Origin of the sequence: uncultured Catenibacterium sp., from assembly GCF_900540665.1 — a bacterium.
Taxonomy (GTDB): domain Bacteria; phylum Bacillota_I; class Bacilli_A; order Erysipelotrichales; family Coprobacillaceae; genus Catenibacterium.
Map to the genome: position 1 here is coordinate 46,527 of NZ_UQGV01000003.1, position 25,940 is coordinate 72,466.

Annotated in this window: 25 protein-coding genes and 2 other annotated features; all 25 genes read right to left on the reverse strand. The window is 34.1% G+C overall.

The window, feature by feature from the left end; genetic code table 11:
• Positions 1–7: 7 nt before the first annotated feature.
• Positions 8–634 (reverse strand): DUF4261 domain-containing protein, encoded by a 627-nt coding sequence (locus QZQ55_RS01140; RefSeq protein ID WP_295088851.1) that lies wholly within the window; start codon positions 632–634, stop codon positions 8–10.
• 2 nt (positions 635–636) lie between these two features.
• On the reverse strand, positions 637–1,296 hold the full coding sequence (locus QZQ55_RS01145) for an HAD hydrolase-like protein (protein WP_295088854.1): 660 nt from the start codon (positions 1,294–1,296) through the stop codon (positions 637–639).
• The gene (locus QZQ55_RS01150) at positions 1,286–1,774 is read right to left on the reverse strand and encodes an N-acetyltransferase (protein ID WP_295088857.1); all 489 of its coding nucleotides are present in this window, start codon (positions 1,772–1,774) and stop codon (positions 1,286–1,288) included. The genes QZQ55_RS01145 and QZQ55_RS01150 overlap by 11 nt, the downstream gene beginning before the upstream one ends.
• A 63-nt stretch (positions 1,775–1,837) precedes the next feature.
• A complete protein-coding gene (locus QZQ55_RS01155) occupies positions 1,838–2,377 on the reverse strand; it encodes a hypothetical protein (RefSeq protein WP_295088860.1) in 540 nt (179 codons plus the stop codon).
• Positions 2,378–2,401: 24 nt separating this feature from the next.
• On the reverse strand, positions 2,402–2,935 hold the full coding sequence (locus QZQ55_RS01160) for a hypothetical protein (protein WP_295088863.1): 534 nt from the start codon (positions 2,933–2,935) through the stop codon (positions 2,402–2,404).
• A 180-nt stretch (positions 2,936–3,115) separates the two neighbouring features.
• Entirely contained in the window at positions 3,116–4,189 is a 1,074-nt protein-coding gene (locus tag QZQ55_RS01165; protein ID WP_295088866.1) for a Xaa-Pro peptidase family protein, read from the reverse strand.
• Complete coding sequence (gene aspS, locus QZQ55_RS01170) at positions 4,167–5,933, reverse strand: aspartate--tRNA ligase (RefSeq protein ID WP_295088869.1); 1,767 nt, start codon at positions 5,931–5,933, stop codon at positions 4,167–4,169. Before aspS ends, QZQ55_RS01165 begins: the two co-directional genes overlap by 23 nt.
• Positions 5,926–7,206, reverse strand: a complete 1,281-nt coding sequence (gene hisS, locus QZQ55_RS01175; protein ID WP_295088872.1) for a histidine--tRNA ligase — start codon at positions 7,204–7,206, stop codon at positions 5,926–5,928. The genes aspS and hisS overlap by 8 nt, the downstream gene beginning before the upstream one ends.
• 37 nt (positions 7,207–7,243) lie before the next feature.
• Positions 7,244–7,431, reverse strand: a binding site (T-box leader).
• Positions 7,432–7,774: 343 nt separating this feature from the next.
• Positions 7,775–9,991, reverse strand: a complete 2,217-nt coding sequence (locus QZQ55_RS01180) for a bifunctional (p)ppGpp synthetase/guanosine-3',5'-bis(diphosphate) 3'-pyrophosphohydrolase (protein WP_295088875.1) — start codon at positions 9,989–9,991, stop codon at positions 7,775–7,777.
• A gap of 176 nt (positions 9,992–10,167) precedes the next feature.
• On the reverse strand, positions 10,168–10,680 hold the full coding sequence (locus tag QZQ55_RS01185; RefSeq protein WP_040389871.1) for an adenine phosphoribosyltransferase: 513 nt from the start codon (positions 10,678–10,680) through the stop codon (positions 10,168–10,170).
• Positions 10,681–10,771: 91 nt separating this feature from the next.
• Positions 10,772–12,385 carry a single-stranded-DNA-specific exonuclease RecJ gene (recJ, locus tag QZQ55_RS01190; protein WP_295088878.1) on the reverse strand — a complete coding sequence of 538 codons (1,614 nt, stop codon included), beginning with the start codon at positions 12,383–12,385 and terminating at the stop codon, positions 10,772–10,774.
• Between the two features lie 117 nt (positions 12,386–12,502).
• Positions 12,503–12,790 carry a post-transcriptional regulator gene (locus QZQ55_RS01195; protein WP_295088881.1) on the reverse strand — a complete coding sequence of 96 codons (288 nt, stop codon included), beginning with the start codon at positions 12,788–12,790 and terminating at the stop codon, positions 12,503–12,505.
• 63 nt (positions 12,791–12,853) lie between these two features.
• Complete coding sequence (locus tag QZQ55_RS01200; RefSeq protein ID WP_295088884.1) at positions 12,854–13,669, reverse strand: metal ABC transporter permease; 816 nt, start codon at positions 13,667–13,669, stop codon at positions 12,854–12,856.
• On the reverse strand, positions 13,669–14,319 hold the full coding sequence (locus tag QZQ55_RS01205; protein ID WP_295088887.1) for a metal ABC transporter ATP-binding protein: 651 nt from the start codon (positions 14,317–14,319) through the stop codon (positions 13,669–13,671). Before QZQ55_RS01205 ends, QZQ55_RS01200 begins: the two co-directional genes overlap by 1 nt.
• Positions 14,316–15,248 (reverse strand): metal ABC transporter substrate-binding protein, encoded by a 933-nt coding sequence (locus QZQ55_RS01210; protein ID WP_295088890.1) that lies wholly within the window; start codon positions 15,246–15,248, stop codon positions 14,316–14,318. The genes QZQ55_RS01205 and QZQ55_RS01210 overlap by 4 nt, the downstream gene beginning before the upstream one ends.
• Positions 15,241–15,651 (reverse strand): Fur family transcriptional regulator, encoded by a 411-nt coding sequence (locus QZQ55_RS01215; protein WP_295088893.1) that lies wholly within the window; start codon positions 15,649–15,651, stop codon positions 15,241–15,243. The genes QZQ55_RS01210 and QZQ55_RS01215 overlap by 8 nt, the downstream gene beginning before the upstream one ends.
• Positions 15,652–15,753: 102 nt before the next feature.
• Positions 15,754–16,872: an aminotransferase class I/II-fold pyridoxal phosphate-dependent enzyme gene (locus QZQ55_RS01220; protein WP_295088896.1), complete on the reverse strand. Its 1,119-nt coding sequence runs from the start codon at positions 16,870–16,872 to the stop codon at positions 15,754–15,756.
• A gap of 21 nt (positions 16,873–16,893) precedes the next feature.
• Positions 16,894–17,619 (reverse strand): amino acid ABC transporter ATP-binding protein, encoded by a 726-nt coding sequence (locus QZQ55_RS01225; protein WP_295088917.1) that lies wholly within the window; start codon positions 17,617–17,619, stop codon positions 16,894–16,896.
• Between the two features lie 7 nt (positions 17,620–17,626).
• A complete protein-coding gene (locus QZQ55_RS01230; protein ID WP_040389868.1) occupies positions 17,627–18,310 on the reverse strand; it encodes an amino acid ABC transporter permease in 684 nt (227 codons plus the stop codon).
• Between the two features lie 68 nt (positions 18,311–18,378).
• Positions 18,379–19,122 (reverse strand): transporter substrate-binding domain-containing protein, encoded by a 744-nt coding sequence (locus tag QZQ55_RS01235; RefSeq protein WP_295088899.1) that lies wholly within the window; start codon positions 19,120–19,122, stop codon positions 18,379–18,381.
• A gap of 53 nt (positions 19,123–19,175) precedes the next feature.
• Positions 19,176–19,379, reverse strand: a binding site (T-box leader).
• Between the two features lie 126 nt (positions 19,380–19,505).
• Positions 19,506–19,748 carry a hypothetical protein gene (locus QZQ55_RS01240; protein WP_295088902.1) on the reverse strand — a complete coding sequence of 81 codons (243 nt, stop codon included), beginning with the start codon at positions 19,746–19,748 and terminating at the stop codon, positions 19,506–19,508.
• A 42-nt stretch (positions 19,749–19,790) separates the two neighbouring features.
• Positions 19,791–21,686 (reverse strand): molecular chaperone HtpG, encoded by a 1,896-nt coding sequence (gene htpG / locus QZQ55_RS01245; protein WP_295088905.1) that lies wholly within the window; start codon positions 21,684–21,686, stop codon positions 19,791–19,793.
• A gap of 112 nt (positions 21,687–21,798) precedes the next feature.
• On the reverse strand, positions 21,799–22,215 hold the full coding sequence (locus QZQ55_RS01250) for a hypothetical protein (RefSeq protein WP_295088908.1): 417 nt from the start codon (positions 22,213–22,215) through the stop codon (positions 21,799–21,801).
• Complete coding sequence (locus QZQ55_RS01255; RefSeq protein ID WP_295088911.1) at positions 22,212–23,654, reverse strand: DNA methylase; 1,443 nt, start codon at positions 23,652–23,654, stop codon at positions 22,212–22,214. Before QZQ55_RS01255 ends, QZQ55_RS01250 begins: the two co-directional genes overlap by 4 nt.
• A gap of 62 nt (positions 23,655–23,716) precedes the next feature.
• Complete coding sequence (gene bilR, locus QZQ55_RS01260) at positions 23,717–25,639, reverse strand: bilirubin reductase, long form (protein WP_295088914.1); 1,923 nt, start codon at positions 25,637–25,639, stop codon at positions 23,717–23,719.
• Positions 25,640–25,940 lie beyond the last annotated feature (301 nt).

Below are 25,940 nucleotides of genomic sequence, written 5' to 3' on the forward strand. Positions count from 1 at the left end.
AGTATTTTCATAAATTGGTAAGAAAAGGATCGTCTATCCTAAAAGTTGGTGTATCAAATATCTCACTTTCACCTAAATGAATAGTCAATACCTGTTCAATAGTGAGCCCAATAGTTTCACCATCTTTAAATACCACATTGTTCATAATAACATAAAGTGCAGTGTCTTTAATGAAGTCTAATACGTCCATAGGTTCACCAATAGAAGTAAGTTCTATTTCATGATAACCTAGTTTTTCAAGACCATCTGTATAAGCCCCTACTCCATTGTCTAATGGATATAAACCAAACCAGACGATGTTGTAAATAGGAAACATATCCTGATCAATCATCTTGGCCATTGTATGATAAAAAGATGGTTCATAGATAACATCATTCATATAAACTCCTACGACATTCTCATCAATTCTTGAACAGACTTCTTCTACAAATAAAGGACAATCTGTCTGAATTGTTTCAATTGTCTTATGGATATGAATCATATTCATATGGTTTTTAGTACATGCATCTGCCTCTTCCCACATAAAGTTGCTTAAAGCCGCATTAAGACGTACTTCCTCATCTAATGGATGCCCAATATAATCAATTCTGTCATTTAATGGTTCTTTTACTAATAAAAATGCCTCTAACTCCATCATTATTCTCCTTCAAATATTAAGTCTTCTAACTCTTTTACAGACTCCACATAATATGTACATTTATTCTTTATATCTTCTTTGATTTCCTTGATATCATGCGCCCATCCAGCTCCACATGCATCTATATGTGCATCACGTGCCATCTGTATACCTGGTAATAAGTCATCTACAAGTAAGATATCTTCTTTATTTAAGTGAAGTTCTTCAATAATGCTTTCAACAGGCCAAGTAGATGGTTTACGCTTTTCAGGTGGTAATTCCCATCCATATACAATAGAAGGCTCAGGTAAATCATTATTCTTATAATCACGAATAATGGTATGCTTCATTGAATGAGAAATAACACAGATAGTGCCACCTTCATTCACATAACGCCATAATAAATCATGAATACCATCAAAACTAACAGGTGCATGATTACGAATATAAGACTGCCAGTTGTTTTCTTGAATACACATTTCTTCTTCACTGAATTTTAGTATATCAAAGCATAAAGAAGTAAAGCCTGGCTTATAATTATACTTAAAATAATCTTCACAAGTCATAGTAACACCAGGGCGCAATTTACTTAATGAGTCTAAGAATGCAGGAAAGTTCACTGTACGTGTGCTATCTACAATCGTATCATCATGATCTAGTATCAAACATTTATATTTCATTTGTTTCTCCTTTTTGATATGCAAGACACGTTATACCTTGCTTATTTACCATCTTCCCACACTGTTTAAATCCACATGATTTTAATAGATTCTGCATAGGAATATTCTTGATTCCGGTATCCATCTTTAAATTAGGAATCTGACTATAAGCCCAGTTCAAGATGAACTTACAGGCCCCTTTCACAATATGTGCAGAGACAACTCGATGTACCACACCATAAGGTGCATCATTCAGCCATTGTCCCTCTATTTCCTTATAATCTTGATCTTCTTCTATCGCATAATAGAAAACAGCCGCAATTTGATTTTCATACATGCATAAATACATCTTATCTATATCTTTAGTAATCAATTCTTTTGAAGGATAACATACAGGCCACTGATCTTTATTGCCATGATTATCCATAAATATCTTCGCATCTTTATAAAGACTCATTATTTCATCTATATGAGTCATATCAGCTTTTTTTATTTCCATAGTGAACTCCTCTGATTTATATCATAACACAAAAAAGAGTCTGAAAAAATCCAGACCCCCATATTACACAATTTCTACTATTGTTCTTTCTATCGAAACAAATGGATTCTCATCAAAATCATTCAATATATCTTTACCATCATCTATCATATTCAATGAATCATGTCCTTTATGGATTTCAATTTCCATTGAAAACCAACAATCCTGTTTTTCAAAACAGATTTCAAAATTTTTAAAGCAGAAGACAATAGCTTTTGTCTCCCACATATCATAATTTTTAGAAAAAGTATGATCATTGACTAGAATAACTTTCTGTACTACCTCATCAATATATGTTTCTTTGATATCATTATTAAACCTTGACTCAACTTCTGTCCAATTGGATTTAGAGATACTTAATATAGTTGCTTCACCATCTAATCCAAAATAATCTAATTCCTCATAATTGTTCACTAATTCAAATACCTGCTGATTAATCTCAATTCCCAAGATACCTGTCACAGAATCTGTAACGATGAAATCTGCATGTTTGTATTTTGTGAATATTTTACCTAAAAATGATTTAATCAACTTTGTATCAAACCTGAAATCATACTGTTTCATTATTATTTTCCTTTTCAAAAGATACTAATGCTTGTTATGAGCTAATCTTACCATGTTTTCATCTAATGTCGTACGTGGATTCTCCAAATTATATTTTTTAGCCCAGTCTTTATAATGCTGATCCATATATTCCTTCAATTCATTAATAGATTTTGTTTTGAATAAATCAATAAGATTCACATCATCAATAATCTTGATGGTTTCATTTAATTTCAAGACAAATTGAGATGCATTCTCAAGATCAAGACTTTCAAATAAGTAAGTATTTGTAGTAGTCACAACATTCAAATCTACATAATAATTAAAATAAATACTAAATACTCCCGCATTACGATGTGCCATGAACCCTTTCATCCCATCTTTTAAAAGTCCAGCAGAGGGATTATAGATTCTATTAATAGGTAAAATCTTAATGCCTGTAATACTGCTGAAAGGAATCAAAATATCTTCTTTCAATTCATTTCTGAAAACCAAATTATTCTCTTCTAACAGAAGTTGTGGGACATCTTCAGTTATACTTCTTAGTAAGAATTGTACTTGTCTACGATTATTTTTCATTGTAAAACACCTCCCCTAGATTCAATACAAGACAAATCTTTAATTTGTATATAACCTTTCTATAACAAATTATATATAATATATCGATGTATTCAACTCATTTCACTTTTTCAATAAATCTTTCAACAAGCAAAAAAAGGACAGCTAGAATCTACATCCTAACTATCCTTTCTACATTAATTATTCAATGACAGTTAATTCCTTTGGATAACTATTTAATACCTTACAGCCATCTTCAGTTACCATAACTAAGTCTTCAATACGAACTCCAAAATCATCTTGTAAATAAACACCAGGTTCAATTGAGAAGATCATACCAGGCTTTGCGATAATATCACTAACAGAAGATACATCACCAAATTCATGTACATCTTTACCAATGAAATGACCTAAACGGTGATTAAATTCTTTACCATAACCTGCTTCAGTAATGATATTTCTTGCGACTGCATCAATTTCTGATAATTTCATACCTGGCTTGATGGCAGCTTCAGCTGCTTCATTTGCCTTTAATACAAGATTGTATACTTCTTTCTGCTTTTGGGATACTTCTTTATAGAAGAATGTTCTTGTCATATCAGAACAATATCCTTTATAGATACATCCCATATCAACGATAATAGAATCTCCTGGCTTTAAACGACTATCATCGCATGAATGATGAGGGTTAGCCCCATTGGCACCATAACCCATGATTGGACTAAATGAATGTCCTGAAGCACCTAATGACTTATAATAAGCAAGTAATGCTTCATCCATTTCAATTTCAGTCTTATCTGTTGCAAGTAATCTTTTTACTTCTGCCATAGCAGTATCATTCATTTCACTTGCTTTAAACATAAGTGCCTTTTCTTCATCATCTTTCTGCATTCTTACTTCATCCACGCATAGTGATCCTAAAACATATTTAGCATCAACTGTATCCTGTACAGGAATCAAGAAACGTGCTGGCATATTCTTATCTACACCAATCACCTTTGCATCCTTCAAATAATCTGCAAGTAATGCTGGACCATTATCTGTATCATCAAACCAAGTAATAGGCATACCTAAGTCTTCTTCTACATAGAATAAGTTATTGAAGAATAACTGATGATTTCCTTTAGAAGAAAGAACCATAACATACATTCTTTCACCTGGATGATTGACATAATCTAATAAATAATCGATAGAAACAGGATCAGTGATTAATAAATAGTCAATGCCTCTTTCTTCCATTTTTTCTAATACTTTATTTATTCTCTTCTGATTCATATTCAGTAACCTCGATTCCTAAGTCCTTTAACTGATCATTGTCTACTGGTGTAGGTGCTTTTGACATTGGACAAGTTGCACTTGTGTTCTTAGGGAAGGCAATTACATCTCTTAAAGAATCACATCCACAAAGTAACATTGCGAAACGGTCTAATCCTAATGCGAATCCAGCATGAGGTGGTGCACCATATCTAAATGCATCCACAAACCAGCCAAACTGTGCATCAATTCTTTCCTGTGTGAATCCTAAAGCCTTGAAGGCACGATCCTGTAATTCTTCTTCATAGATTCTCTGAGATCCGCCACCAAGTTCAAAACCGTTTAAGACGATATCATAAGCATCTGCTAAGCAGTTAGCTGGATCTGTATCAATCTTATCTAGATCAGAATCTTTTGGACGAGTGAATGGATGGTGCATTGCATAGTATCTTCCATCTTCTTCAGAATATTCAAACATTGGGAAGTCAACAACCCATAAGAAGTTGAACTGACAAGGATCATATAACTTTAATTCTTTACCTAAATGATTTCTGATTGCTGCAAGAGCATCACATACAACCATATAATGAGTATCACTCACAAATAGTAATAAGTCTCCTGTCTGGGCATTCATCTTTTCTAATAACGCGCTCATCTGTTCTTCAGTAAAGAATTTAGCGATTGGACCAGATACACCCTTATCAGTCACCTTTAACCAAGCAAGACCTTTAGCCTTATATTTCTTAGCAAGTTCAGTTAAAGCATCAATCTTCTTACGTGAATAGTTATCTGCTTCACCCTTGACATTAATACCTTTTACATGTCCTCCTGCAACAAGCGCACTCTTGAATACTGCAAAATTAACATCCTTCACTGTTTCATTTAAATTAACAAGCTTTAAATCAAAACGTGTATCAGGCTTATCGATACCATAAGTTTCCATCGCATCATGCCATGTCATTCTTGGGAATGGTAACTGAACATCAATGTTCATAACATCCTTCATAACCTTCTTGATTAAGCCTTCACCAATACCAATCACCTGATCAGTATTCATGAAACTCATTTCTACGTCTACCTGAGTGAATTCTGGCTGACGGTCAGCACGTAAGTCTTCATCACGGAAACATCTCGCAATCTGATAATAACGTTCAAAACCTGAAACCATTAATAACTGCTTAAATAGCTGTGGAGACTGTGGTAATGCATAGAATGAACCATTATGTACACGTGAAGGTACTAAGAAGTCTCTTGCTCCTTCTGGTGTAGATTTATTTAAATATGGTGTTTCAATTTCTACGAATTCTTCACTATCTAAATATTCATGAATAGCTCTTACAATCTTAGCACGTCTCATGATGTTCTTCTGAAGAGATGGACGTCTTAAATCAAGATAACGATATTTCATTCTTGTTTCTTCTAAGGCATCAGTTTCATCCGCAATAATCATAGGAGTAGTTGCCGCTTTGTTGACAATCTTTACTTCTTCAGCCTGGATTTCAATATCACCAGTTGGCATATCTGGATTCTTTGAGCTTCTTTCTACTACAGTACCTTTAATATCAAGAATATATTCGTTCTTAACATCTTTTAACTGTTCATTGAAAGATTCATCAAAGATTACCTGTGTAATACCATGACGGTCTCTTAAGTCTACAAAGACTAAAGCACCAAGGTTTCTCTTTTTAGCTACCCAGCCAATAAGTTCTACTTTTTTATTAACATCTGTGATTCTTAGTTCTCCATTGTTGTGAGTTCTATTCATGTTCATGATCTCCTTCATAATGATTTTCAATATAACTTAAGATATCTTCTAATTTAACTTCACTCTGTTCTTTAGAATGATTGCAGCGAATATTTACATATTCACCCTTCACTTCATCTTCACCAATAATAATAGAAAGATGAGCGCCAAAACGGTCACTAGACTTGAACTGTCCCTTTAAGCCTCTACCTGCATAATCCATATCACAAGTAAAGCCGTTTGCTCTAAGCATTGTGATGATCTGCATTGCTAAATCTCTTGCTTCATCACCTAATGGCATGACATACACATCAATACCATTTTCTTCATCTTCTTCATCATCTAATGCAAGCATAAGTCTTTCCATACCAAATGCAAAGCCTACACCAGGTGTTGCAGGACCACCAAGTTCTTCAACAAGACCATTGTAACGTCCTCCACCACCAACAGTAGAACCAGCCCCTAACTTTGGATCATCACTGATGATTTCAAATACGGTATGAGAATAGTAGTCTAATCCTCTTACTAAATTCGTATCTACAACATATTCGATTTCTAAATCATCTAATAAGCTGCATACTTTATCGAAATGTGCTTTCGCTTTTTCACTTAAGTAATCAATTGTACGAGGAGCAGAAGCCATGACTGGATTTTTAGCATCTACTTTACAATCTAGAATTCTTAATGGGTTCTTTTCAAAACGAGCCTGGCAGTCTTCACATAAATCATTAAGCACAGGTCTGAAATGATCCTTTAAAGCTTCTCTATAAGCAGTTCTTGATTCATCATCACCTAATGAGTTGATATGAAGTTTAATATTCTTAATGCCTAATGCTTCTACGATTGTCACTGCCATCAACATGCATTCAACATCTACATAAGGTGATTCAACACCTAACATTTCAACACCAAACTGGTGGAACTGTCTCTGTCTACCATTTTGTGGACGTTCATATCTGAACATTGGCCCCATATAGTAAACCTTCTGTAACTTTTCAGGTAAAGCATACATCTTATCTTCTACATAAGCTCTTGCAATACCTGAAGTTCCTTCCGGTCTTAAAGTAAGAGAACGATCTCCCTTATCCTTAAATGTATACATTTCTTTAGTTACTACATCTGTAGTATCACCAACTGCACGGCTAAATAATTCTGTGTGCTCAAAGATTGGTGTACGCATTTCTTTTACGTTGTAATTTGCGGCAACAGTTCTTAATAGCTGTTCCATTTCAATCCATTTTTCTGAATTTTCAGGGGTAATATCTACTGTCCCTCTTGGTCTATTGTATTTCATAAGTTCCTCCTTTATAAAAATAAAAAAACGTCCTTAATCTAAGGACGTTAATACGCGGTACCACCTTAGTTCATGAATAAATCATGCACTTTACTTAGTTATAACGTAACCAACGTGCTTTTTTAAAGCATTCTCCAAAGTGTCCCATAACTTCTCATTGGTCATTTCCACCAGCCATGACCTCTCTATGAATGTCCGTTATTTAATCTTCTTCACTGAATATAAGGTGATTATAAATCAAAAGTATATTTAATTCAAGTCACTAATGACTGATTACTCCCACGGGCAAGCCCGTGGGGTTCTTACTGTCAAGTTTAGCTTGTAATCGTACATCATTTTCAGACTTTGGAATACAAGTGTAAATCTATTTAAGTAAGAACTTCTATTACCAAGCAGTCCAATAACCACATCAACGGTAAATTTCTATCTTACGATATGGAAGTATAATCAATCTCCCTAACGATTAGTTTATACTATTTTGATTCACTATTCAATACTTTGATTTTATGAATCTCAATTGTAAATTGTAAAAATTATGTGGCTTTCATCCCATAGGTAAACCTATGCACTAATGAATAACACGGCGAATTTCTGCAACACCCTGTACTTTATTCATATTATCAATTGTATTCTGTAAGATTTCTGCATTTTCCACAGATAATGTTAGACGAATATGGGCATCTAAATCCATAATATTTGCATTAATCTTAAGAATATTGACCTTTACCTGACTCAAACATGTCACAATATCACTTAATAAATTAGGACGGTCTAGTCCAACGACTTCTAGATCCACATTAAAGCGTTTCTGTTCAATATTAGGATAGTCCCAATAAACATCGATAAGACGTCCTTTTGCGACACTCTTGACGTTTGGACAATCCGCACGATGAATCTTGATTCCCTGTCCTTTAGATACAAAACCAACAATCTTATCACCAGGAATAGGATTACAGCATTTAGATAGCTGCATCTTTAATCCATCTACACCAGTGACTGCCACACCAATACTCTTTTCATGTTTCTTATTTAATTCCTGAATATTGTTATTGTGACGAAGAATCTGAGACAAGTTATCAAAGAACCCTCTTTTTTGTGGAGCTACCTTATCTAAAAGTGTAGAAGCAGTCGCATGCTTCTTACCTAATGCGAAAAGTACATCATCAAACGTATTGGCTCCAAATGATCCAAGATATGTTCTATAAGTATCTGGGCTCATATAAGTCTTCTCATCAAGCTGTCTTGCTCGGATTTCATCTCTAAGAAGTTTTCTTCCTTCTTCAATAATCTGTTTTTTATTTTCTTCTTCATGTTTTGTGATATATTGACGAATCTTATTACGAGCACCTGCTGTTCTTACAAACTTCAGCCAGCCTTCACTTGGACCAGAATTCTTGTTGGTCTTGATTTCTACAATATCACCTGTTTTTAATTTGGTATCAAAAGGAACCATAACACCATTCACAAGTGCACCTACCGCATGATGTCCTACTTCTGTATGAACACGATAAGCAAAGTCGATCGGTGTAGAGCCATTTGGTAATTCTACAATGCGCCCTGCTGGTGTTAAAGCATAAACATTGGCTTCAAAGATGTCACGCTGTAAAGTGTTATAAAAATCTTTGGCTTCATTATCCTTCATTTCATCACTTACAGTAATGAACTCACTCATCCACTGAAGCTTTTCTCCAATTTCCTTTTGTTCCTGTTTGGCATTATATTTCTTACCTTCTTTATAACGCCAATGAGAGGCAACCCCTCTTTCAGCAAGTTCGTCCATCTCTTCAGTACGAATCTGGATTTCAAATACATAGCCCTTTTCCCCAATAACAGATGTATGTAATGACTGATACATATTAGGCTTAGGCATGGCAATATAATCCTTAAAACGTCCAGGAATCGCACGATACTTTTCATGCATAATACCCAATACTTCATAACATTCATTCTTAGTTTCTACAATAATACGTAAAGCATTTAAATCATAGATTTCATCAAAACGCTTATGCTTATAAACCATCTTTTTATAGATAGAATAAATATGTTTTGCACGCCCCTTAATACGATATTTGATATTTGTGCCTACAAGATTCTTTTCTACTGACTTAATCATTGCATCAACTGAATCTTTTCTTTCACTCTTCTTCTTATCAAGAAGTGCAGCAATTTCTTTATAAGCTTTTGGATCAAGATAGAATAAACATAAATCTTCTAATTCTACTCGAATATCATTAATACCTAAACGATGCGCTATTGGTGCATAAACTTCCAGCGTTTCTCTAGAAATACGCTGCTGCTTATCCGGTCTCATGAATTCAAGTGTACGCATATTATGAAGTCTATCGGCTAATTTGATCAAGATAACTCGAATATCCTTGGCCATCGCAATATAAATCTTACGATGATTTTCAGCATGAAAATCACTTTCTTCCATATAAGGCATCTTAGTGATCTTTGTAACACCTTCTACAAGAGTAGTGACTTCTTCACCAAATTTTTCAACCATTTCTTCTCGAGGTACATCACAATCTTCCATAACATCATGAAGTAACCCAGCAGCGATAGTGATTGGTCCAGTCTGTAATGTTGCAAGAATATAAGCAACCCAGATCAAATGAATTGTATAGGGTTCACCACTTTTTCTTTTCTGTTCCTTATGCTTCACCATGATAAAATCATAAGCCTTCTGGATCAGAGCCAAGCTTTCTTCTTTTGTGATATATGTCTTAACAAGAGCAAGGACGTCGTCGTAACTCATTGGGTCCCCTGCACCTTTATATTTCATAATAACACCCCCTCATATATTACCTCAATTATAACATAGTTCCCTACTAACATGAAGAGACTAAGAAAGGAATAATACAAATATCACTTCACTAATTCTGATATTTCCTATTTATTTATGTTATTCAAAAATTTAAATTCATTTAAGTAAAAAAACTCCAGAAAAGGAGTTTTCTATTAATATTTAACCTGAGAATAAATATTGTATTTACTTAATTTTTCAGTTGCTTTTAATTCTTCTAGTTCAATAACGAATTCCATACCAACAACTTCTCCACCCATTTCTTCAATAAGTGCAGCTGCTGCTTCTACAGTTCCACCAGTAGCAAGTAAATCATCAACGATCAATACTTTCATACCTGGCTTAATGCTGTCTTTATGCATGAAGATTTCATTTGATCCATATTCTAGATCATACTTCTTGCTCACTGTTTCTCTTGGTAATTTTCCGGGCTTTCTGATTGGTACAAAACCACATCCTAATTCTAAAGCCACTGGACATCCAAAGATGAATCCTCTTGATTCAGGTCCAACAACGATGTCAGCGCCTAAATCCTTTGCATGTGCTGCTAAATCATCAATACAAGCTTTGAATGCATCCTTGTCTTCTAATAAAGGTGTTACATCTCTAAAAATAATTCCTTCTTTTGGAAATCCTGGAATAGATGCAATATGCTGTTTAAAATCCATAACGAATCCTCCTATACAGTATATTATTATATCATCACAAAATGATGAAAACTGTATAAATTCAAAAATAAATCCTTACAGATTACATGAATTATAAGATTTCTTCTACAATAAAGTTAATTGACTTATTTCCTCTAAAGACATTGATAGATAAAGTACCCACCAAAGTCATAGACTCTTTATGTACAACTTCCTCATACTTCTGTCCCTTATTAAAAGCAAGGGCAGAAACTTGTTCATCTCCTAAATGGAATTTTAAATGTTTTCCTTCAGATAAACGGTCTACTCTACTACATGATACATCTTCCATAATAAAGAGTGGTGCTTTATTTTCTTCACCATAAGGAGCAAGTAAACTCAAAGTTTCTACATTATGCATAGTAGTATCATCAAGAGTAATAGGAATCACTGATTCACTCGCTTCAAAATGACAGCCCTGTAAGTCGTTGACAAGAGCATCATAAACTAAGGGATAGTTTGACTTCGTGATAGTGAAACCACCTGCCATCGCGTGACCACCATATTGCACAAAGAGATTTTCATGATGCTTAAAAAAATCATAGATATTGAAACCATCAATTCCTCTTGCACTACCCTTATATATTTCTTTTTTAGAATCATAATGCATGACAAAAGCCGGCTGTTCATATTCTCTGGCGTACTTACCAGCTACAAGTCCTACTAATCCTTCATGCATATCTTCTGATCCATAGAATAAACAAGGTGAGGTAGTATCAGTCACTGCTTCCTTATATAAAGAAGTCGTCATAGATTGTCTCTTAGAATTCACTTTAGATGCATAATTTGATACCTTTTCTAAGTAGGAAGGATTTGTTCCTTTTAAAAAGTACTTTACTAGGCATACCGGATTTACGAGTTCAGGTAAGCGGCCAAAGGCATTAATACGAGGTGCTATTGTAAAACCAATGGTTGTCACATCATAGTCTCTGTTTCCTTTTAACAGTTCTAATGCAGGGTATTTATATTGTTTCATGAATTGTAAGCCACGTTTTACCAGGCTTCTATTCTCATCTAATAGTGGCATCATATCAGATATAGTTGTAATAGCCGCTAAAGTAAATAAATAAGGATCATGATGTTTTAAAAGAGCTGCCGCAAGCTTATAAGCTACAAAACCACCACATATTTCTTTAAAAGGATAACGGGGTGACATCTTCGTATGAATGATAGAATAAGCGACAGGTACTTCAGCATCAAACGCATGATGGTCAGTTATAATAACATCCATACCAAGTTCTCCTGCTTTTTCTACTGCATCAAATGCCTTGATTCCATTATCTACAGTAATAATCAAAGAATATCCCTTCTCTGCCATCTGCTCTACTCTTGTCGCATTGAGTCCATAACCATCTGTAAAACGATTTGGAATATGATAGCCTACTTCTACACCACGTTCATGAAAAGCCTGTACAAGAATAGTGGTTGCAAGAATACCATCACAATCATAATCTCCATAAATGCAAATTTTTTCATTATTCTCTATGGCCTCTTCAATACGTTCAAGTGTTTCGTTAGATTCTTCAAACAAAGAAAAATCATGATAAATAAGATGAGGATCCATAAAGGCTTTAAATTGTTTTTGATCTAATTTTTTACTTTCTATTACTTTAGCCATTAAAGAATTGACACCATATTTCTGCATAATTTCTTCTGTATGGCTTAATTGTATTGTTTTATATTTCATAAATAACCTCTTTAAAAATTAACTACCTTACCATATTAATCAATATCGACATAAAAGTCAAAATAAGTGTTCTAATCAAAAAGTGGCTGTTAAGCCACCTTTATTTGAAATAATGAGTTATTTCATGATCAGACTTTGAAAGTCTGCTAAGTTTTTAGTTTCTGCTTCCTTAATGACTTTAGCTTGTAGATATTCAAAAATTGTTGAAAATTGCAAAGACATAATATCATCAATCATATCGCAAAAAGAAAGAGCTATTTTGTTTCTCCATGTGACATTTCTTAGATAGTCTTCAATATCTTTTGCAACAATCTTTTCTACGCCATCCTTCTGAAATTCATAGGCTTTAGAACGAAGGATAAATACAACTTCATCAGGAAGCGGCTTTGATAAATCGATTTCCATATTCTTAAGCTCCCACGAGTAACCATTATATAAGAATTATAAGATAATGAAAAGACTTAATTACTATTTTGTACTGACATTATGTATGAGCTGTGTCATACATAAAACAACGAGATTCACAATGACAATAGAAGCACCTGTTGGAGCAGCATAGAGATAAGAAATAGATAAACCAATAATAAAACAAATAGAAGAAAGGATAGCCGATGAAATAACAACATGTTTGAAATCCTTGCAGAAATACATGGATGTAAGACAAGGGAAGATTGTCAAACTTGAAATAAGTAATGCGCCCATCATACGCATACCAAGTACAATTGTCAATGAGCAAAGTATCGCAATAATGATGTTGTAGAATTCTACGTTAATACCTGTACTTTTCGCAAAGTCTTCATCAAAAGTCAAAGCAAACATCTTGTGATAAGAGAAGACATAGAGTATTAATACAACCAAAGACAATACAATACTAATTATCATATCCTGATTATTGAGTGAGAGGATACTACCAAATAAGTAGTTATTGATATCTGTGTTGACACCACTTGTGAGTGAGATAGCCATGATTCCAATAGCCAGTGAACTAGATGATAAAACTGCAATCGCTCCATCACCATGAATATGATGATTGTTGTTGAGTTTAAGAATAGCCACTGCTGCAATAATTGCGACTGGCACAGCTAAATAAAGTGGTGCTACGCCAAGTACTGTCGCAATCGCAAAGCTACCAAAAGAGACATGGGATAAACCGTCACTGATCATCGCATTCTTTCTTAATACAAGATTTACGCCGAGCATCGCTGCACATAATGAAATGAGTAAACCGACAATAAATGCACGAATAATAAATGTATAGTTGAACATATGGAGTAATGTACTCATTATTTTACTTCCTCCATTCTATAGTTATCTTTATCTAGATGAAGAATTTTGTTGCCAATGACTTCATGTGAGGCTAAGTCATGAGTAATCATAATAATAGTAAGACCTTTTTGATGAAGTTCTTTTAAGACAGCATAGAATTCTTCTTTAGAATCATAGTCTAAATTATTAGAAGGTTCATCAAGAACAAGACATTCTCTTGTAGCGCAGAGGGCTCTTGCGAGTAAGACCTTCTGTCTTTGTCCTCCTGATAATTCTCCAAAAGAACTGTTTTTTAAATTCTCTATATGTAGTGTCTTTAGACACTCTACTGCAAGTTTCTTCTCTTTATTATTAAAGAATGGTCGATAACCTACTCTATTTAATGCACCGGATAATACTATTTCATATACAGAGGCAGGAAAATGGCGATCTACCTTAGTTTCCTGAGGCATATAACCTATTTCTCTTTCATTCATATAATAAGTGATTTCTCCTGCCATAGGTTTGATAAGGCCAAGCAGCCCCTTAATAAGGGTGCTTTTACCTGCACCATTTTGTCCTAACACTGTAATAAAATCACCTTGTTGTATATCAAAAGATAAATCATTGATTACTTCTTGATTGTCATAACCTAGATGTAAATGATCTACTTTTATAAGTGTCTTCATTGAAGTGCCTCCTTTACTGCCTTTACGTTTTTACGCATGATTGAAACATATGTTTCACCATTATTAAAATCTTCAGCACTCACATTGTGCATGCTTTGAATAGTGAGTACTTTTGTGCCTGTTTCTTCAGAAATCGTACGTGCTATCTGTCCATTGGATAATTCGATTTTAAATATAACAGGATTGTGATCCCTCTTGACCTTATCAATGAGGTATGAAATTGTTGATGCACTTGGCTCGGTCTGTTCAGAACATCCAGGGAATGCAGCACTATATGTAAGACCATATTCTTTTGCAAAATAAAGCAAAGGAAAACGATCTCCTACAACTATATCTTTTCTTTTCGCGTTATTAACTACTTGTTTAAACGAATAATCAACAGATGCAATCTGTTCAATATAGTTTTCAGTATTCTTATTAAACTTTGATGCATGATTTTGATCCAAGGCACACATTCTTTTGTTTAAGCCTTCGACAATCACCATTGCATTTTTAGGACTTGTCCAGACATGTTCATCATATTCTTCATGCTCTTCATGTTCCTCGTGTTTTTCTTCCTGCATGCCTTCAACATGTTCTTCAAGCTGAAGATTTGAAACAAGGTCAAGCATCTTTACAATTCTATTAGGATTCATATCTGCAAGCAGACTATCTACCCACTCATCTGATTCTCCTCCTACATAGAAGAATAGATCACTCTCTTTAATAGCAACCATATCCTGAGGTGTTGGTTCATAGGAATGAGAGTCCATTCCTGGTTTAATAAGCATCTTTATAGAGACATCTGGATCATTTTTAGTAATTGCACGAACAAAATCATAACAAGGAAAATTAGTGACAACGATATTAAAGGATTTCTTTTTAGTCGACGTTGCACAGCCTGTCATCAATAATAAAGAGAGAATCAATAAACTAATCTTTTTAAACACGAGTAGTCTCCCTGCAATTTTTACATAATCCTACAATTGTAGAATCCTTACAATCAATCTCAAAGCCATGATCTTCTAGTAAATGAGTACGAATGATATCCATCAAATCACAGTCTAGATGAGCAATTTTCCCACATCTCTTGCATAATAAATGAAGATGATGATTGCACTTTTCTTCTCTGGCATATTGATAATAAACACAGTCTTCATCTGAAAGTGTATGCTTCTGTAATAATCCCTGCTGTGATAATTTATCTAAATTACGATAAACTGTCACTAGATTCACATTTAATCCTTTATCAACTAATGCTTGATAGATATCCTTAGCACATAAACGATGATCTTCATTCTTTTTCATATAGTCAATAATAACATCTTTATATTTAGTACGATATTGTTTCATAGAATGCCTCCGATGCAAATGATTTGCATATTGTATTATAATGATTCTCGTTTCTAAGTCAATGAATATGCAAATGATTTGCACATAATAAAAAAGAAGCACTTAATATGCTTCTTTAATATGCGAATGTATCCAGGAAGAGAATGTTTCTAATCCTTCCTTGATTATTTTTGAATCTGAAGTAAAACCAAAACGTAAATGATATTCCCTATTAAATGCCATACCTGGCACAAAGAATACACCTGTGTCATTCTGTAATTTCTCACATAATTCTTTTGAGGGCATATCAAATAAATAATGTAAGAAACATACAGTACCATCTTCTGGTATAACACATTCTACAAGGTTTTCTTTTTCAAGCCATTCTTTTAATATTCTTTTGTTTTCAACAATGATATGTCTGCTTCTATCAAGTATTAGATCTTTATTTTCTAATACAACAGTAGCTAAATAATCATTCCATGGACCAGTAGAGATTATTGTATAATCTCTTCTAAAATTGATTTCATCAATGAGTTCTTTAGGCCCCTTGATCCATCCCAGTCTAAGACCTGCAAAGGAATAGACTTTAGATAAAGAGGCTGTCGCAATACCTAATTCATACATATCAGAAATACTATCACATAGAGTATTATTCATACCACGATAGATTTCATCCACAAGAATATAAATAGAATGACTTCTTGCAAGCTCAATTAATTCTTCCATCAAAGATTGTTTAATTACAGTACCCGTAGGATTATTAGGACTATTTAATATAAACATCTTTGTTTCAGGCTTAATAAGCTTCTTAAAATCTTCTATGACAAGTTCCCAGTTATTATCTTCATCAAGTTCTACTAAGTCATAATCACATCCTAAAGATGCTGGATAAGAATAGAACTGTTCATAGGAAGGTGTTAATGCAATGATATGGTCTCCTTTATTGAGTAAAGTATCCATCACATGTTCATTGGCATTAATTGCCCCATGAGCGACTGCAATATTATCTCTTGTTCCTGTCTTATATAAAGAAAGAATCGCATCCTTTAAAGAATCAGAGCCAGTAATAGGTCCATAATCCATACGCATATGCATAAGATCTCCCATAAGATCTTTGTGAATCAGGGATTCTAATTCATGAATGGACATATCTGATACACATGTATCAGCTAAATTGTATTGACAATTTTGTTCATGGTTCGTCATCCATGTTTCTACATCAAATTCCTTTAAATACACGTCTTCTTTCTCCTTTATCTATTAATGCATAACCTTAGATAAGAAATCTCTCGCTCTATCACTTTCGGGATGAGAGAAGAAAGTTTCTGAATCATTTTCTTCTACAATTTTTCCATTTTCTAAGAAAATAACACGATCTGCAACAGTTCTAGCGAATCCCATTTCATGAGTAACAACCATCATAGTCATACCCTGTTTAGCAAGATCCTGCATAACTTCTAATACTTCAATAACCATTTCTGGGTCTAATGCACTTGTAGGTTCATCAAATAGCATAACTTCTGGATTTAAGCAAAGAGATCTAGCAATTGCAACTCTCTGTTTCTGACCACCAGATAACTTATTAGGATAAGTATCCTTCTTATCTTCAAGACCTACTTTCTGTAAGTACTTGATAGCTACAGCATTGGCTTCTTCTTCAGTCATACCCATAACCTTTAGTGGTGCTAGAGTAAGATTTTCTAATACAGTCATATTAGGGAATAAGTTGAAGTGCTGGAATACGAATCCCATTTTACTTCTTAACTTATTATATTCAGGTGTTCCTTCTTTTAAAGGTTCACCATCAATATAGATAGAACCTGCCTCAGGCTTTTCTAAATGGTCAATACATCTTAAGACTGTACTTTTACCACTACCTGAAGGTCCAATAAGGCAGACAATTTCACCCTTCTTTAAAGTAAGAGATACATCATCTACAGCTTTTAATTTACCAAATTTTTTTGTAATGTGATCCACCTGGATCATGATATCGTTAGTCACTGACAGCTAATCTCCCTTCTACATATCTTGCGATGGCTGAAATACAAAGTGTCATTACTAAATAGATGGCACCTGTTGCAGTTAAAGGTACAAGATAATTAAATGTATTGGCACCAATAACACTTGCAGTGGCAAGTAGTTCTACTGCACCAATTGTGAAAATAAGTGATGAGTCCTTGATCAATGTAATAAACTCACTAATTAGTGGTGGAATAATACGTTTAAATGCCTGTGGCAAGATAACATAACGCATAGTCTGAACATAATTTAAACCAATTGTTTCACATGCTTCCCACTGGCCTTTATCAACACCTAAAATACCAGATCTGATTAATTCTACCTGATATGCACCACTATTTAAGCTCATAGCTATTAAACCACATACATATGGATCAGCCTGGAATCTTTGTCCTGTAATAGACTGAACAACAGTAGGTACTGCAAGGTATAAGAACATAATCTGTAATAGCATTGGTGTGCCACGGAAGATTTCTACATATACATTACCAATGGCTCTTAATACAAAATGTTTAGAAAGTTTTAAAGCCGCTCCAATAATTCCAAGAATAACACCAAAGAACAAAGCCCCTATTGCAAGTAATAGAGAATACTTTGCGCCAGTGAAAATCATGAATTGAATATTAGACGGCGTAAGAATATCCATAATTGTTTTCATTCGCATTGACTCCTTTATAATAAAAAATTAAGTGCAGACAGAACATGTCTGCACTTATATTCACTAAATTAGCAACCCCATTTAGTTTTTAATTCTTTGTATTTATCTGATTTAACAAATTCATCAACTGCTTTGTTGACGTCTTTCATTAACTTGTCGTTACTCTTTTTAGTGATAATCATGTTTTCTTCTTTGATTAATGGTTCATCAATCATCTTTAAACCAGCATTCTTAGCATAGTTTTCAGCAACTGCACCATCAAGAACAACTGCATCTAATCCACCAGACTTTAAAGTTTCTACTAAGATTTTAGCATCTTTAACAGTTGTAACAGTAGCACCCTTAACGCTCTTAGCAGCATCTACACCAGTTGCACCTAACTGAGCACCGATCTTCTTGCCTTCAAGATCAGACACTTTTGAGAAAGTAGAATCACCTTTTACTAAAGCAATCTGTTCAGAAGTGTTATATGCATGAGACCAAAGAATATTTTTCCATTCTTTATGATAAGTGAAACCAGAAATACCTAAATCAACCTGATCAGAAGTGATTGAAGATGAAATAGCATCAAAGCTTAAAGCCTTAAATTTGTAAGAATAATTACCACCATTCTTATTCATGATCTTAACTAATTCCTTAGTCATATCAACGTCGAATCCAACTACTTCTTTCTTATTGTTATAAGATTCATATGGTGGATAGTCTGGAGATACTCCAATTAATAATTCAGTTTTACCATTAGATGATGATCCACAGCCAGTCATTCCAACAGCAAGTAACATAACTAATACTACGCTTAATAATTTTTTCATAAATATGCCCTTCCTTTTTTAATATTAAGAAAACAAAAACGCCTCTTGCTTTCGCAAGAGACGTCAATTAACGCGGTACCACTCTTCTTGATTTATTCCTAAATCCTCTCTTATCCTTAAGGCGGAATACCGATAATCCTATGTATTTAGATTATCCTCTCAAAAGTGCGGTTCATTCAACCTTCCATGCTGATCTCTCACCTGCATCAGCTCGCTGCGATTTCCAGTTAAACTACTCTCTTTGTCATTGAGTTTTCTTATGTATGTGTCTTATTATAATCAGACGATTTTAATTGTCAACAAGAAAAATGATATTTTTGATGTTTTTATGTATAAACTACATTTTCAATATATATTTATGTTAATCGCAAACTTCGAAAGATTTATTTCACAAAAGAGTGTATTTTATGAAAAACTTTATAAGTAAAATTAATTGGTTTTTCATATTGAGACAAGATCATCTGGATGTTTTCTAAGTCTTCATCCTTCTCTTTGAGTGCTTGAATCCATTTTAATGATGCAGCATGAAACTGATCAATCATTGTATAAGCATAAATCAATTTATAAGAAACAAATATTAATAACCCGCTCGCACATAAACAAAGAGCAGATAAGAATAATTTCATAAAAATCCCTCTTTTCTGCTCTCATTATATCAAATCAAATTGTTATTTAGAAGCCTCAATCATAAGCTTTGTAATCTTATTAGAGAAATCTACTGGATCATCAATAGAGAATCCAGCAATAAGTAATGCCTGATCAAATAGGATAGATGCATATTCATCAATCTTTACAGGTTCTTTTTCATAAACAGACTGTAATGATTTAAATAAATCATGATCCGGATTGATTTCAAGAATTCTTCCTGCTTTGATACCCTGTGCATCTGGCATCTGGTTTAACACTTTTTCCATTTCAAATGAAACACCATCACCACTTGCTAGACATACTGGATGAGATTTTAAACGATGAGATAACTTAACATCCTGTACCTTATCACCTAAAGCCTTCTTAACGATTTCAAGTAATGGCTTATTGTCTTCAGTCTTCTGTTCAAGTTCTTTCTTTTCATCTTCTGTTTCTAAGTCTAAATCACCTTGAGTGACATTCTTGAATGTCTTAGAATCATAATCTCTCATCATCTGTAAGCAGAATTCATCCACATTATCAGTCATATAAAGAACATCATAGCCTTTAGACTTAACAGCTTCTACCTGTGGTAATAAATCACATTTTTCTACTGTTTCACCAGAAGCATAATAGATTTCCTTCTGGTCTTCAGGCATAGCTTCTACATATTCCTTTAAAGTAATAAGTTCTTTCTTATCAGATGAATAGAACATCAATAAATCCTGAAGTTTGTCTTTCAACATGCCATAACTGTTATAAACACCAAACTTTAACTGCATACCGAAATTCTTAAAGAATGTAATATATTCATCACGTTCATTTTTAAGCATCTTCTCAAGCTCAGTCTGGATACGTTTTTCAATCTTATTTGCAATAACCTTCATCTTTCTATCGTGCTGTAACATTTCACGAGAGATGTTCAAGTTTAAATCCTGTGAATCAACAAGACCTTTTACAAATCTAAAATGTTCAGGCACTAGATCTTCTGCATGATCCATGATGAAGACCCCACGAGAATAAAGCTGTAACCCTTTCTTATAATCCTGTGAATAGTAATTCATAGGTGTTTTAGATGGGATAAATAGCAATGATGTATAAGAAACAGCACCTTCTACAACATTGTGCATGACTCTCTGAGGCGCTTCAAAATCATTGAATTTAGCTTTGTAGAATTCATCATATTCTTCTTTTGTGATATCTTTCTTCTGACGCTTCCATAAAGGAACCTGTGAGTTTAAAGTCTTGTTTTCTACAACATCTTCATATTCATCACTATCTTCCTTTTTTCTAGAAGTAGTAACATCCATCTTGATTGGGTAATGAACGTAATCTGAATATTTCTTAACAAGTCTTTCGATTTCATACTGATCAAGATACTTACTATAATCTTCTTCCTCTGTATCCTTCTTTAAGTGAAGAATGATTGTAGTACCATGTTCTGCCTTTTCTACTTCTTCAACAGTATAGCCATCACTTGTATCGCTCTTCCATAAATAAGCTTTATCTTCACCATATTTCTTAGAATAAACTTCTACTTCATCAGCAACCATGAAGGCACTATAGAAACCTACACCAAACTGACCAATGATATCAACATCGCTTACACCTTTTTCTAAGGCATTCTTGAATTCATAAGAACCAGAATTAGCGATAGTACCTAAATGTTCTTCTAGTTCTTCCTTATTCATACCGATACCTTCATCGGCAATTGTAAGAGTTCTATTTTCTTTATCAGCAATGAGGTTGATTGCCATATCTTCTCTAGAGAAACCTGTAATATTTTCCTGTAATGCTTTATAGTAAAGCTTATCACTTGCATCACTTGCATTTGAAATCAATTCTCTTAAGAAGATTTCCTTATGAGTATAAATAGAATTAATCATTAAATCGAGTAGTCTTTTAGACTCTGCTTTAAATTCTTTCTTATCTGACATTTTTTATACGCTCCTTTAGCACTCTAGTATTTTAAATGCTAAAGACAGTATACACACCTTTTTTAGCATTGTCAACATTTGAGTGCTAGACAATTAAAAAGACTGAAAAGAATCAGTCCTGCTCTTTCATCAACGAACTACTTATACGATAGATATTTCCAATTGGAATTAATGTTTTATCTAATAGAATTACCTTTTTATTTATTTCGTCTATATCTTTAAATTGTCCTCTTACAGTCATATAAGAACCACCCTCTTTATATTCATCTTCTACAAAGTAATCTATTGTAATAAAGGGATGTTCTTTTTTGTGAATAAGCAGATCACTAAGTACTCTATTTAATATCTGTCTTTGGTCTTCATCTAAGATGCGTTTTTGAGTTGTAAGTCTGCTAGCTTCACTAATTTTATCTACATGTGTTTTAAGAGCCGCAAAAGGTGCAAACTGAGCCGCTCTATTATTCATTGGCATTCTAGGATGATTAGGAGAAGTAGGATGTTTCATATTGATTATATCGTCGTAATTCATGCATTATGTCCTCCTATCATCTTGTTTCTTTCTCTAGTTGTCGCGCCTTCCTGAAGATCAGCCCCTTTAAGTAATGCGTTCTTGCCGTATTTCTTCTTAATATCAAGTGTTACACCCTGCAGTTTCTTTTCTTTAGATAAATCCACCTCTATCTTTTCTTCATCAAATAAAGAAAGCTGCTTATAAGTTACAGGAATATCATCATCACTTCTTACCTGCGAAGCATTGAGTTGGATTCTTCTAATTGTAAGTGCATGATTAATATGTGAATGATAGAAACGTAATAAGGCATCGCACATGAGCTTATAAGAAGATGTATATCTATCTAGATGAATTGTTCCATGTAGATGTTTTGGAAGTTTCCTTCCATAACGATCCTCCATGATTTCTCCATGATAGTCTTTCATGTTTTCTATATCATATCCAATTGTAAGAACAAGTTTGTTTGTGACAAGATGCTTTTCAAATAGATCTAAACTTAAGGATTCAATCATTTCTTTGAGAATGATTTCTGTCTTCCTATAATCATAGGCACATGATAATACCTGCCCTGTCCCAATACTTTTAGAAGGTGCCTTGTAAGCTTTAATAGCTGCCATTGTGCAAGGTTCCCATCCCCAGGCATGATCGATGAGTAATTCTGCATTGACACCAAATAGATTGTAGAGCTTTTCTTCATCTTCTAATGAGCATCTTGCGATATCTCCCATTGTGTATAACCCTATATTGTTCAGTTTAGTAGAAATACCCTTACCGACTCTCCAGAAGTCAGTCAAAGGCGTATGAGACCATAAAAGTTTTCTGTAGCCATATGTGTTTAAATATGCAATACGAGCCCCTTTTTCATCCGGCTCTTTATGCTTGGCTACTATATCCATAGCCACTTTAGCTAAGTAAAGATTCGTTCCTATACCTGCTGTCACTGTAATACCTACTTCTTTATATATATCGTGAATAATGTTCTGAACAAGATGAAAGGCATCTAATTCATAAGTATCAAGATAATGTGTTGCATCGATAAAGACTTCATCAATAGAATAGACATGAATATCATCGGGCGAGAAATACTTTAAATATATTGAATAAATGCGTGTCGAATAATTAAGATAGAGAGACATACGAGGTTTCGCAATAATATAATCTATTGCTTTATGTTTATTTTTATCTAGATTTGAGGCAAGAAATGAACGACCATCCAATGGTTCTCTTTGACGATTAAGTTGTTTAAGTTTAGCGATAACTTCAAACAGTCTTGCACGACCAGGTAATCCATAGGATTTCAGACTTGGTGAGACGGCAAGGCATATGGTTTTTTCTGTACGTGAGGCATCCGCAACAACGAGATTGGTGTCTAGTGGATCGAGTCCTCTTTCTTGACATTCTACAGATGCGTAAAATGATTTAATATCTATCGCTAGATATGTTGGAACATGCGCCATAATCTCCTCCTTGAGAAAGTTATTATAACACAAAAAGACAGGCACCGCCTGTCTTAAGCATCTTATAATGCGTTTGCTGCAAGATAACCAGATTCAATTGCTGAATTGATGTCTGCAACCCTGTTTGCATCACCGATTGTCTGCACATGGATGTTCTTTTCTTCTAATGCAGCTGTATCAAATGCATTAGAACGAGCACCTACTGCAAATACTACATAATCACACGGAAGAGAAACTTTACCTTCTGCAGTTTCTGCTTCAACTGTAGTTGCAGTGATTTCTGTTACCTTAGTATTAGTGAACTGTTTAACACCATGCTTTTCAAAATCAGCCATCATTTCTGGACGAATTGTAGTTGATTCTTCTTTCGCAATAGTATCCATCATTTCTACGATACTTACATCATTACCTCTAAGTGCAAGATATTCAGCTGTTTCAGCACCTACTAATCCACCACCGATGACAACGATTCTTCCTGCTGGGAACTGTTCATTAGAAAGTACCTTCCAAGCATCCTGTACATGAGGCATATCCTTACCTGGGATATTTAAGATGAAGTTAGAAGCACCTGTTGCAACAATTACTTCATCAGGCTGATCAGCTAAGATATCTTCGCTAGTAACAGCTTTACCTAAGCGTAAATCAACGCCTAATACTTTTACTTCATTTGCTAGATAATGAATAGCACGATTCATTTCTTCTTTTCTAGGTGGTACAGAAGCAATATTTAACTGTCCGCCTACTTGAGTATCCTTGTCATAAACAATAACATCATGACCCTTCACTGCAGCAACTCTCGCAGCTTCTAAACCTGCAGGTCCTGCACCTACAATAACAACCTTCTTCTTAGTATCAGCAGGTGTAATTGTTCTTTCATATTCATAACCATTTTCTGCGTTAAGGACACAGCTTAAGAACTTTCTGTTCTGGATAGAGTCTGTACATCCCTTATTACACATCATGCATAAACGGATTCTGCATGGCTGTCCATCTTCAATCTTTTTAACATAATCAGGATCAGCTAATAATGAACGTCCATAACCTACGATATCACATACACCATTTTCAATTAATGCTTCACCATTCTGTGGAGTAACGATACGTCCTACCGCAGATACTGGAATACTTACAGCATCTTTAACTCTCTTAGTATATGACTGCATGAAGCAATATGGCTGAGTACCCATTGCTGGAATAGTATCATTAAGATTACCAGTATGGTTAGCCTGTCCAACATGGATCATATTAACGCCTGCTTCTTCAAGTTTCTTTGCAAACTCTACAGCTTCATCAATCTTTAATCCACCTTTACCTCTTAATGGGTTATCAGTGATAATTGGAAGTTTGTAATCAATACAGATATGAGGTGCATGCTTCTTAATGCTTTCTACTACCTGTAAAGCGAAGCGTGTTCTATTTTCGAAGCTTCCTCCATACTCATCAGTACGATGGTTTAATACTGTAGAACATAAAGCACCTACTAAACGGTCTCCATGAACTTCTACTACGTCAACACCTGCTTCATAAGCACGTCTTACACATTCACCCATCTGAGTAAGAATTGTATCTAATGCTTCTGGAGTGACTTCATCAGTGAAATGAAGCATATCATGATGTAATTTAGCACGTGCTGCCTGCATATCACCTTTCTTAAACATTTCAGCTAGAGCCTGAACATCATATTCAGGATGGAAAATCTGAATACCTAATTTACAATCAAATTTATGTAATGCATCAGCTAATTCTTTATAAGCTGGAATCTGTTCATCCTTAAATAATTTTGGTGTTGGAGAAACAGTATTTACTGGTGCTACGTCTCCAAGTACGATATAAGATACGCCACCTTCTGCAATACGTTTATAGAAGTTGAAGCTCTGTTTAGAAATTGAACCATCACGTTCTTCATAACCAGTTGTCATTGGTGGGAACATGATACGGTTTTTCAATGTGATTGGACCTACTTTAATTGGTTCTAATAGTTTCATATTATCAATCTCCTTACAATACATTTTAACCACTACTATTATAGCGCTTTCATTTTACAAATGATAGTAATTATATGGAATTTATAGGGCGTATTTTGTTATCAAAAGATAAAATTATACGTTTTTTAAGACAAAAAAGTGCGTACATAAAAGTACACACCTGTATTTTTAATACTCTTTCATGAAGATAACCTGTGATGATTGTTCTTTAAAGCCATTTTTCTGATAAAAGTAATAAGCAGGAAATTCTCTTTCCGTAATCAACATAATACGGTCTATTCCTCTTTTTTTTTGTATAATC

Excerpts from the sequence above, each read along its gene's own strand:
- QZQ55_RS01180 (WP_295088875.1), bottom strand. The coding sequence starts at position 9,991 with ATGAAATATAAAGGTGCAGGGGACCCAATGAGTTACGACGACGTCCTT.
- hisS (WP_295088872.1), bottom strand. The coding sequence starts at position 7,206 with ATGAAATACAATAGACCAAGAGGGACAGTAGATATTACCCCTGAAAAT.
- QZQ55_RS01230 (WP_040389868.1), bottom strand. The coding sequence starts at position 18,310 with ATGAAAACAATTATGGATATTCTTACGCCGTCTAATATTCAATTCATG.
- QZQ55_RS01155 (WP_295088860.1), bottom strand. The coding sequence starts at position 2,377 with ATGAAACAGTATGATTTCAGGTTTGATACAAAGTTGATTAAATCATTT.
- bilR (WP_295088914.1), bottom strand. The coding sequence starts at position 25,639 with ATGAAACTATTAGAACCAATTAAAGTAGGTCCAATCACATTGAAAAAC.
- QZQ55_RS01150 (WP_295088857.1), bottom strand. The coding sequence starts at position 1,774 with ATGGAAATAAAAAAAGCTGATATGACTCATATAGATGAAATAATGAGT.
- QZQ55_RS01195 (WP_295088881.1), bottom strand. The coding sequence starts at position 12,790 with ATGGAAATCGATTTATCAAAGCCGCTTCCTGATGAAGTTGTATTTATC.
- QZQ55_RS01250 (WP_295088908.1), bottom strand. The coding sequence starts at position 22,215 with ATGAATTACGACGATATAATCAATATGAAACATCCTACTTCTCCTAAT.
- QZQ55_RS01225 (WP_295088917.1), bottom strand. The coding sequence starts at position 17,619 with ATGATCCAGGTGGATCACATTACAAAAAAATTTGGTAAATTAAAAGCT.
- QZQ55_RS01165 (WP_295088866.1), bottom strand. The coding sequence starts at position 4,189 with ATGAATCAGAAGAGAATAAATAAAGTATTAGAAAAAATGGAAGAAAGA.
- QZQ55_RS01240 (WP_295088902.1), bottom strand. The coding sequence starts at position 19,748 with ATGAAATTATTCTTATCTGCTCTTTGTTTATGTGCGAGCGGGTTATTA.
- QZQ55_RS01215 (WP_295088893.1), bottom strand. The coding sequence starts at position 15,651 with ATGAAACAATATCGTACTAAATATAAAGATGTTATTATTGACTATATG.
- QZQ55_RS01140 (WP_295088851.1), bottom strand. The coding sequence starts at position 634 with ATGGAGTTAGAGGCATTTTTATTAGTAAAAGAACCATTAAATGACAGA.
- aspS (WP_295088869.1), bottom strand. The coding sequence starts at position 5,933 with ATGAATAGAACTCACAACAATGGAGAACTAAGAATCACAGATGTTAAT.
- QZQ55_RS01145 (WP_295088854.1), bottom strand. The coding sequence starts at position 1,296 with ATGAAATATAAATGTTTGATACTAGATCATGATGATACGATTGTAGAT.
- QZQ55_RS01185 (WP_040389871.1), bottom strand. The coding sequence starts at position 10,680 with ATGGATTTTAAACAGCATATTGCATCTATTCCAGGATTTCCAAAAGAA.
- htpG (WP_295088905.1), bottom strand. The coding sequence starts at position 21,686 with ATGTCAGATAAGAAAGAATTTAAAGCAGAGTCTAAAAGACTACTCGAT.
- QZQ55_RS01160 (WP_295088863.1), bottom strand. The coding sequence starts at position 2,935 with ATGAAAAATAATCGTAGACAAGTACAATTCTTACTAAGAAGTATAACT.
- QZQ55_RS01235 (WP_295088899.1), bottom strand. The coding sequence starts at position 19,122 with ATGAAAAAATTATTAAGCGTAGTATTAGTTATGTTACTTGCTGTTGGA.
- QZQ55_RS01255 (WP_295088911.1), bottom strand. The coding sequence starts at position 23,654 with ATGGCGCATGTTCCAACATATCTAGCGATAGATATTAAATCATTTTAC.
- QZQ55_RS01200 (WP_295088884.1), bottom strand. The coding sequence starts at position 13,669 with ATGAGTACATTACTCCATATGTTCAACTATACATTTATTATTCGTGCA.
- recJ (WP_295088878.1), bottom strand. The coding sequence starts at position 12,385 with ATGAAATATAAAACAATACAATTAAGCCATACAGAAGAAATTATGCAG.
- QZQ55_RS01205 (WP_295088887.1), bottom strand. The coding sequence starts at position 14,319 with ATGAAGACACTTATAAAAGTAGATCATTTACATCTAGGTTATGACAAT.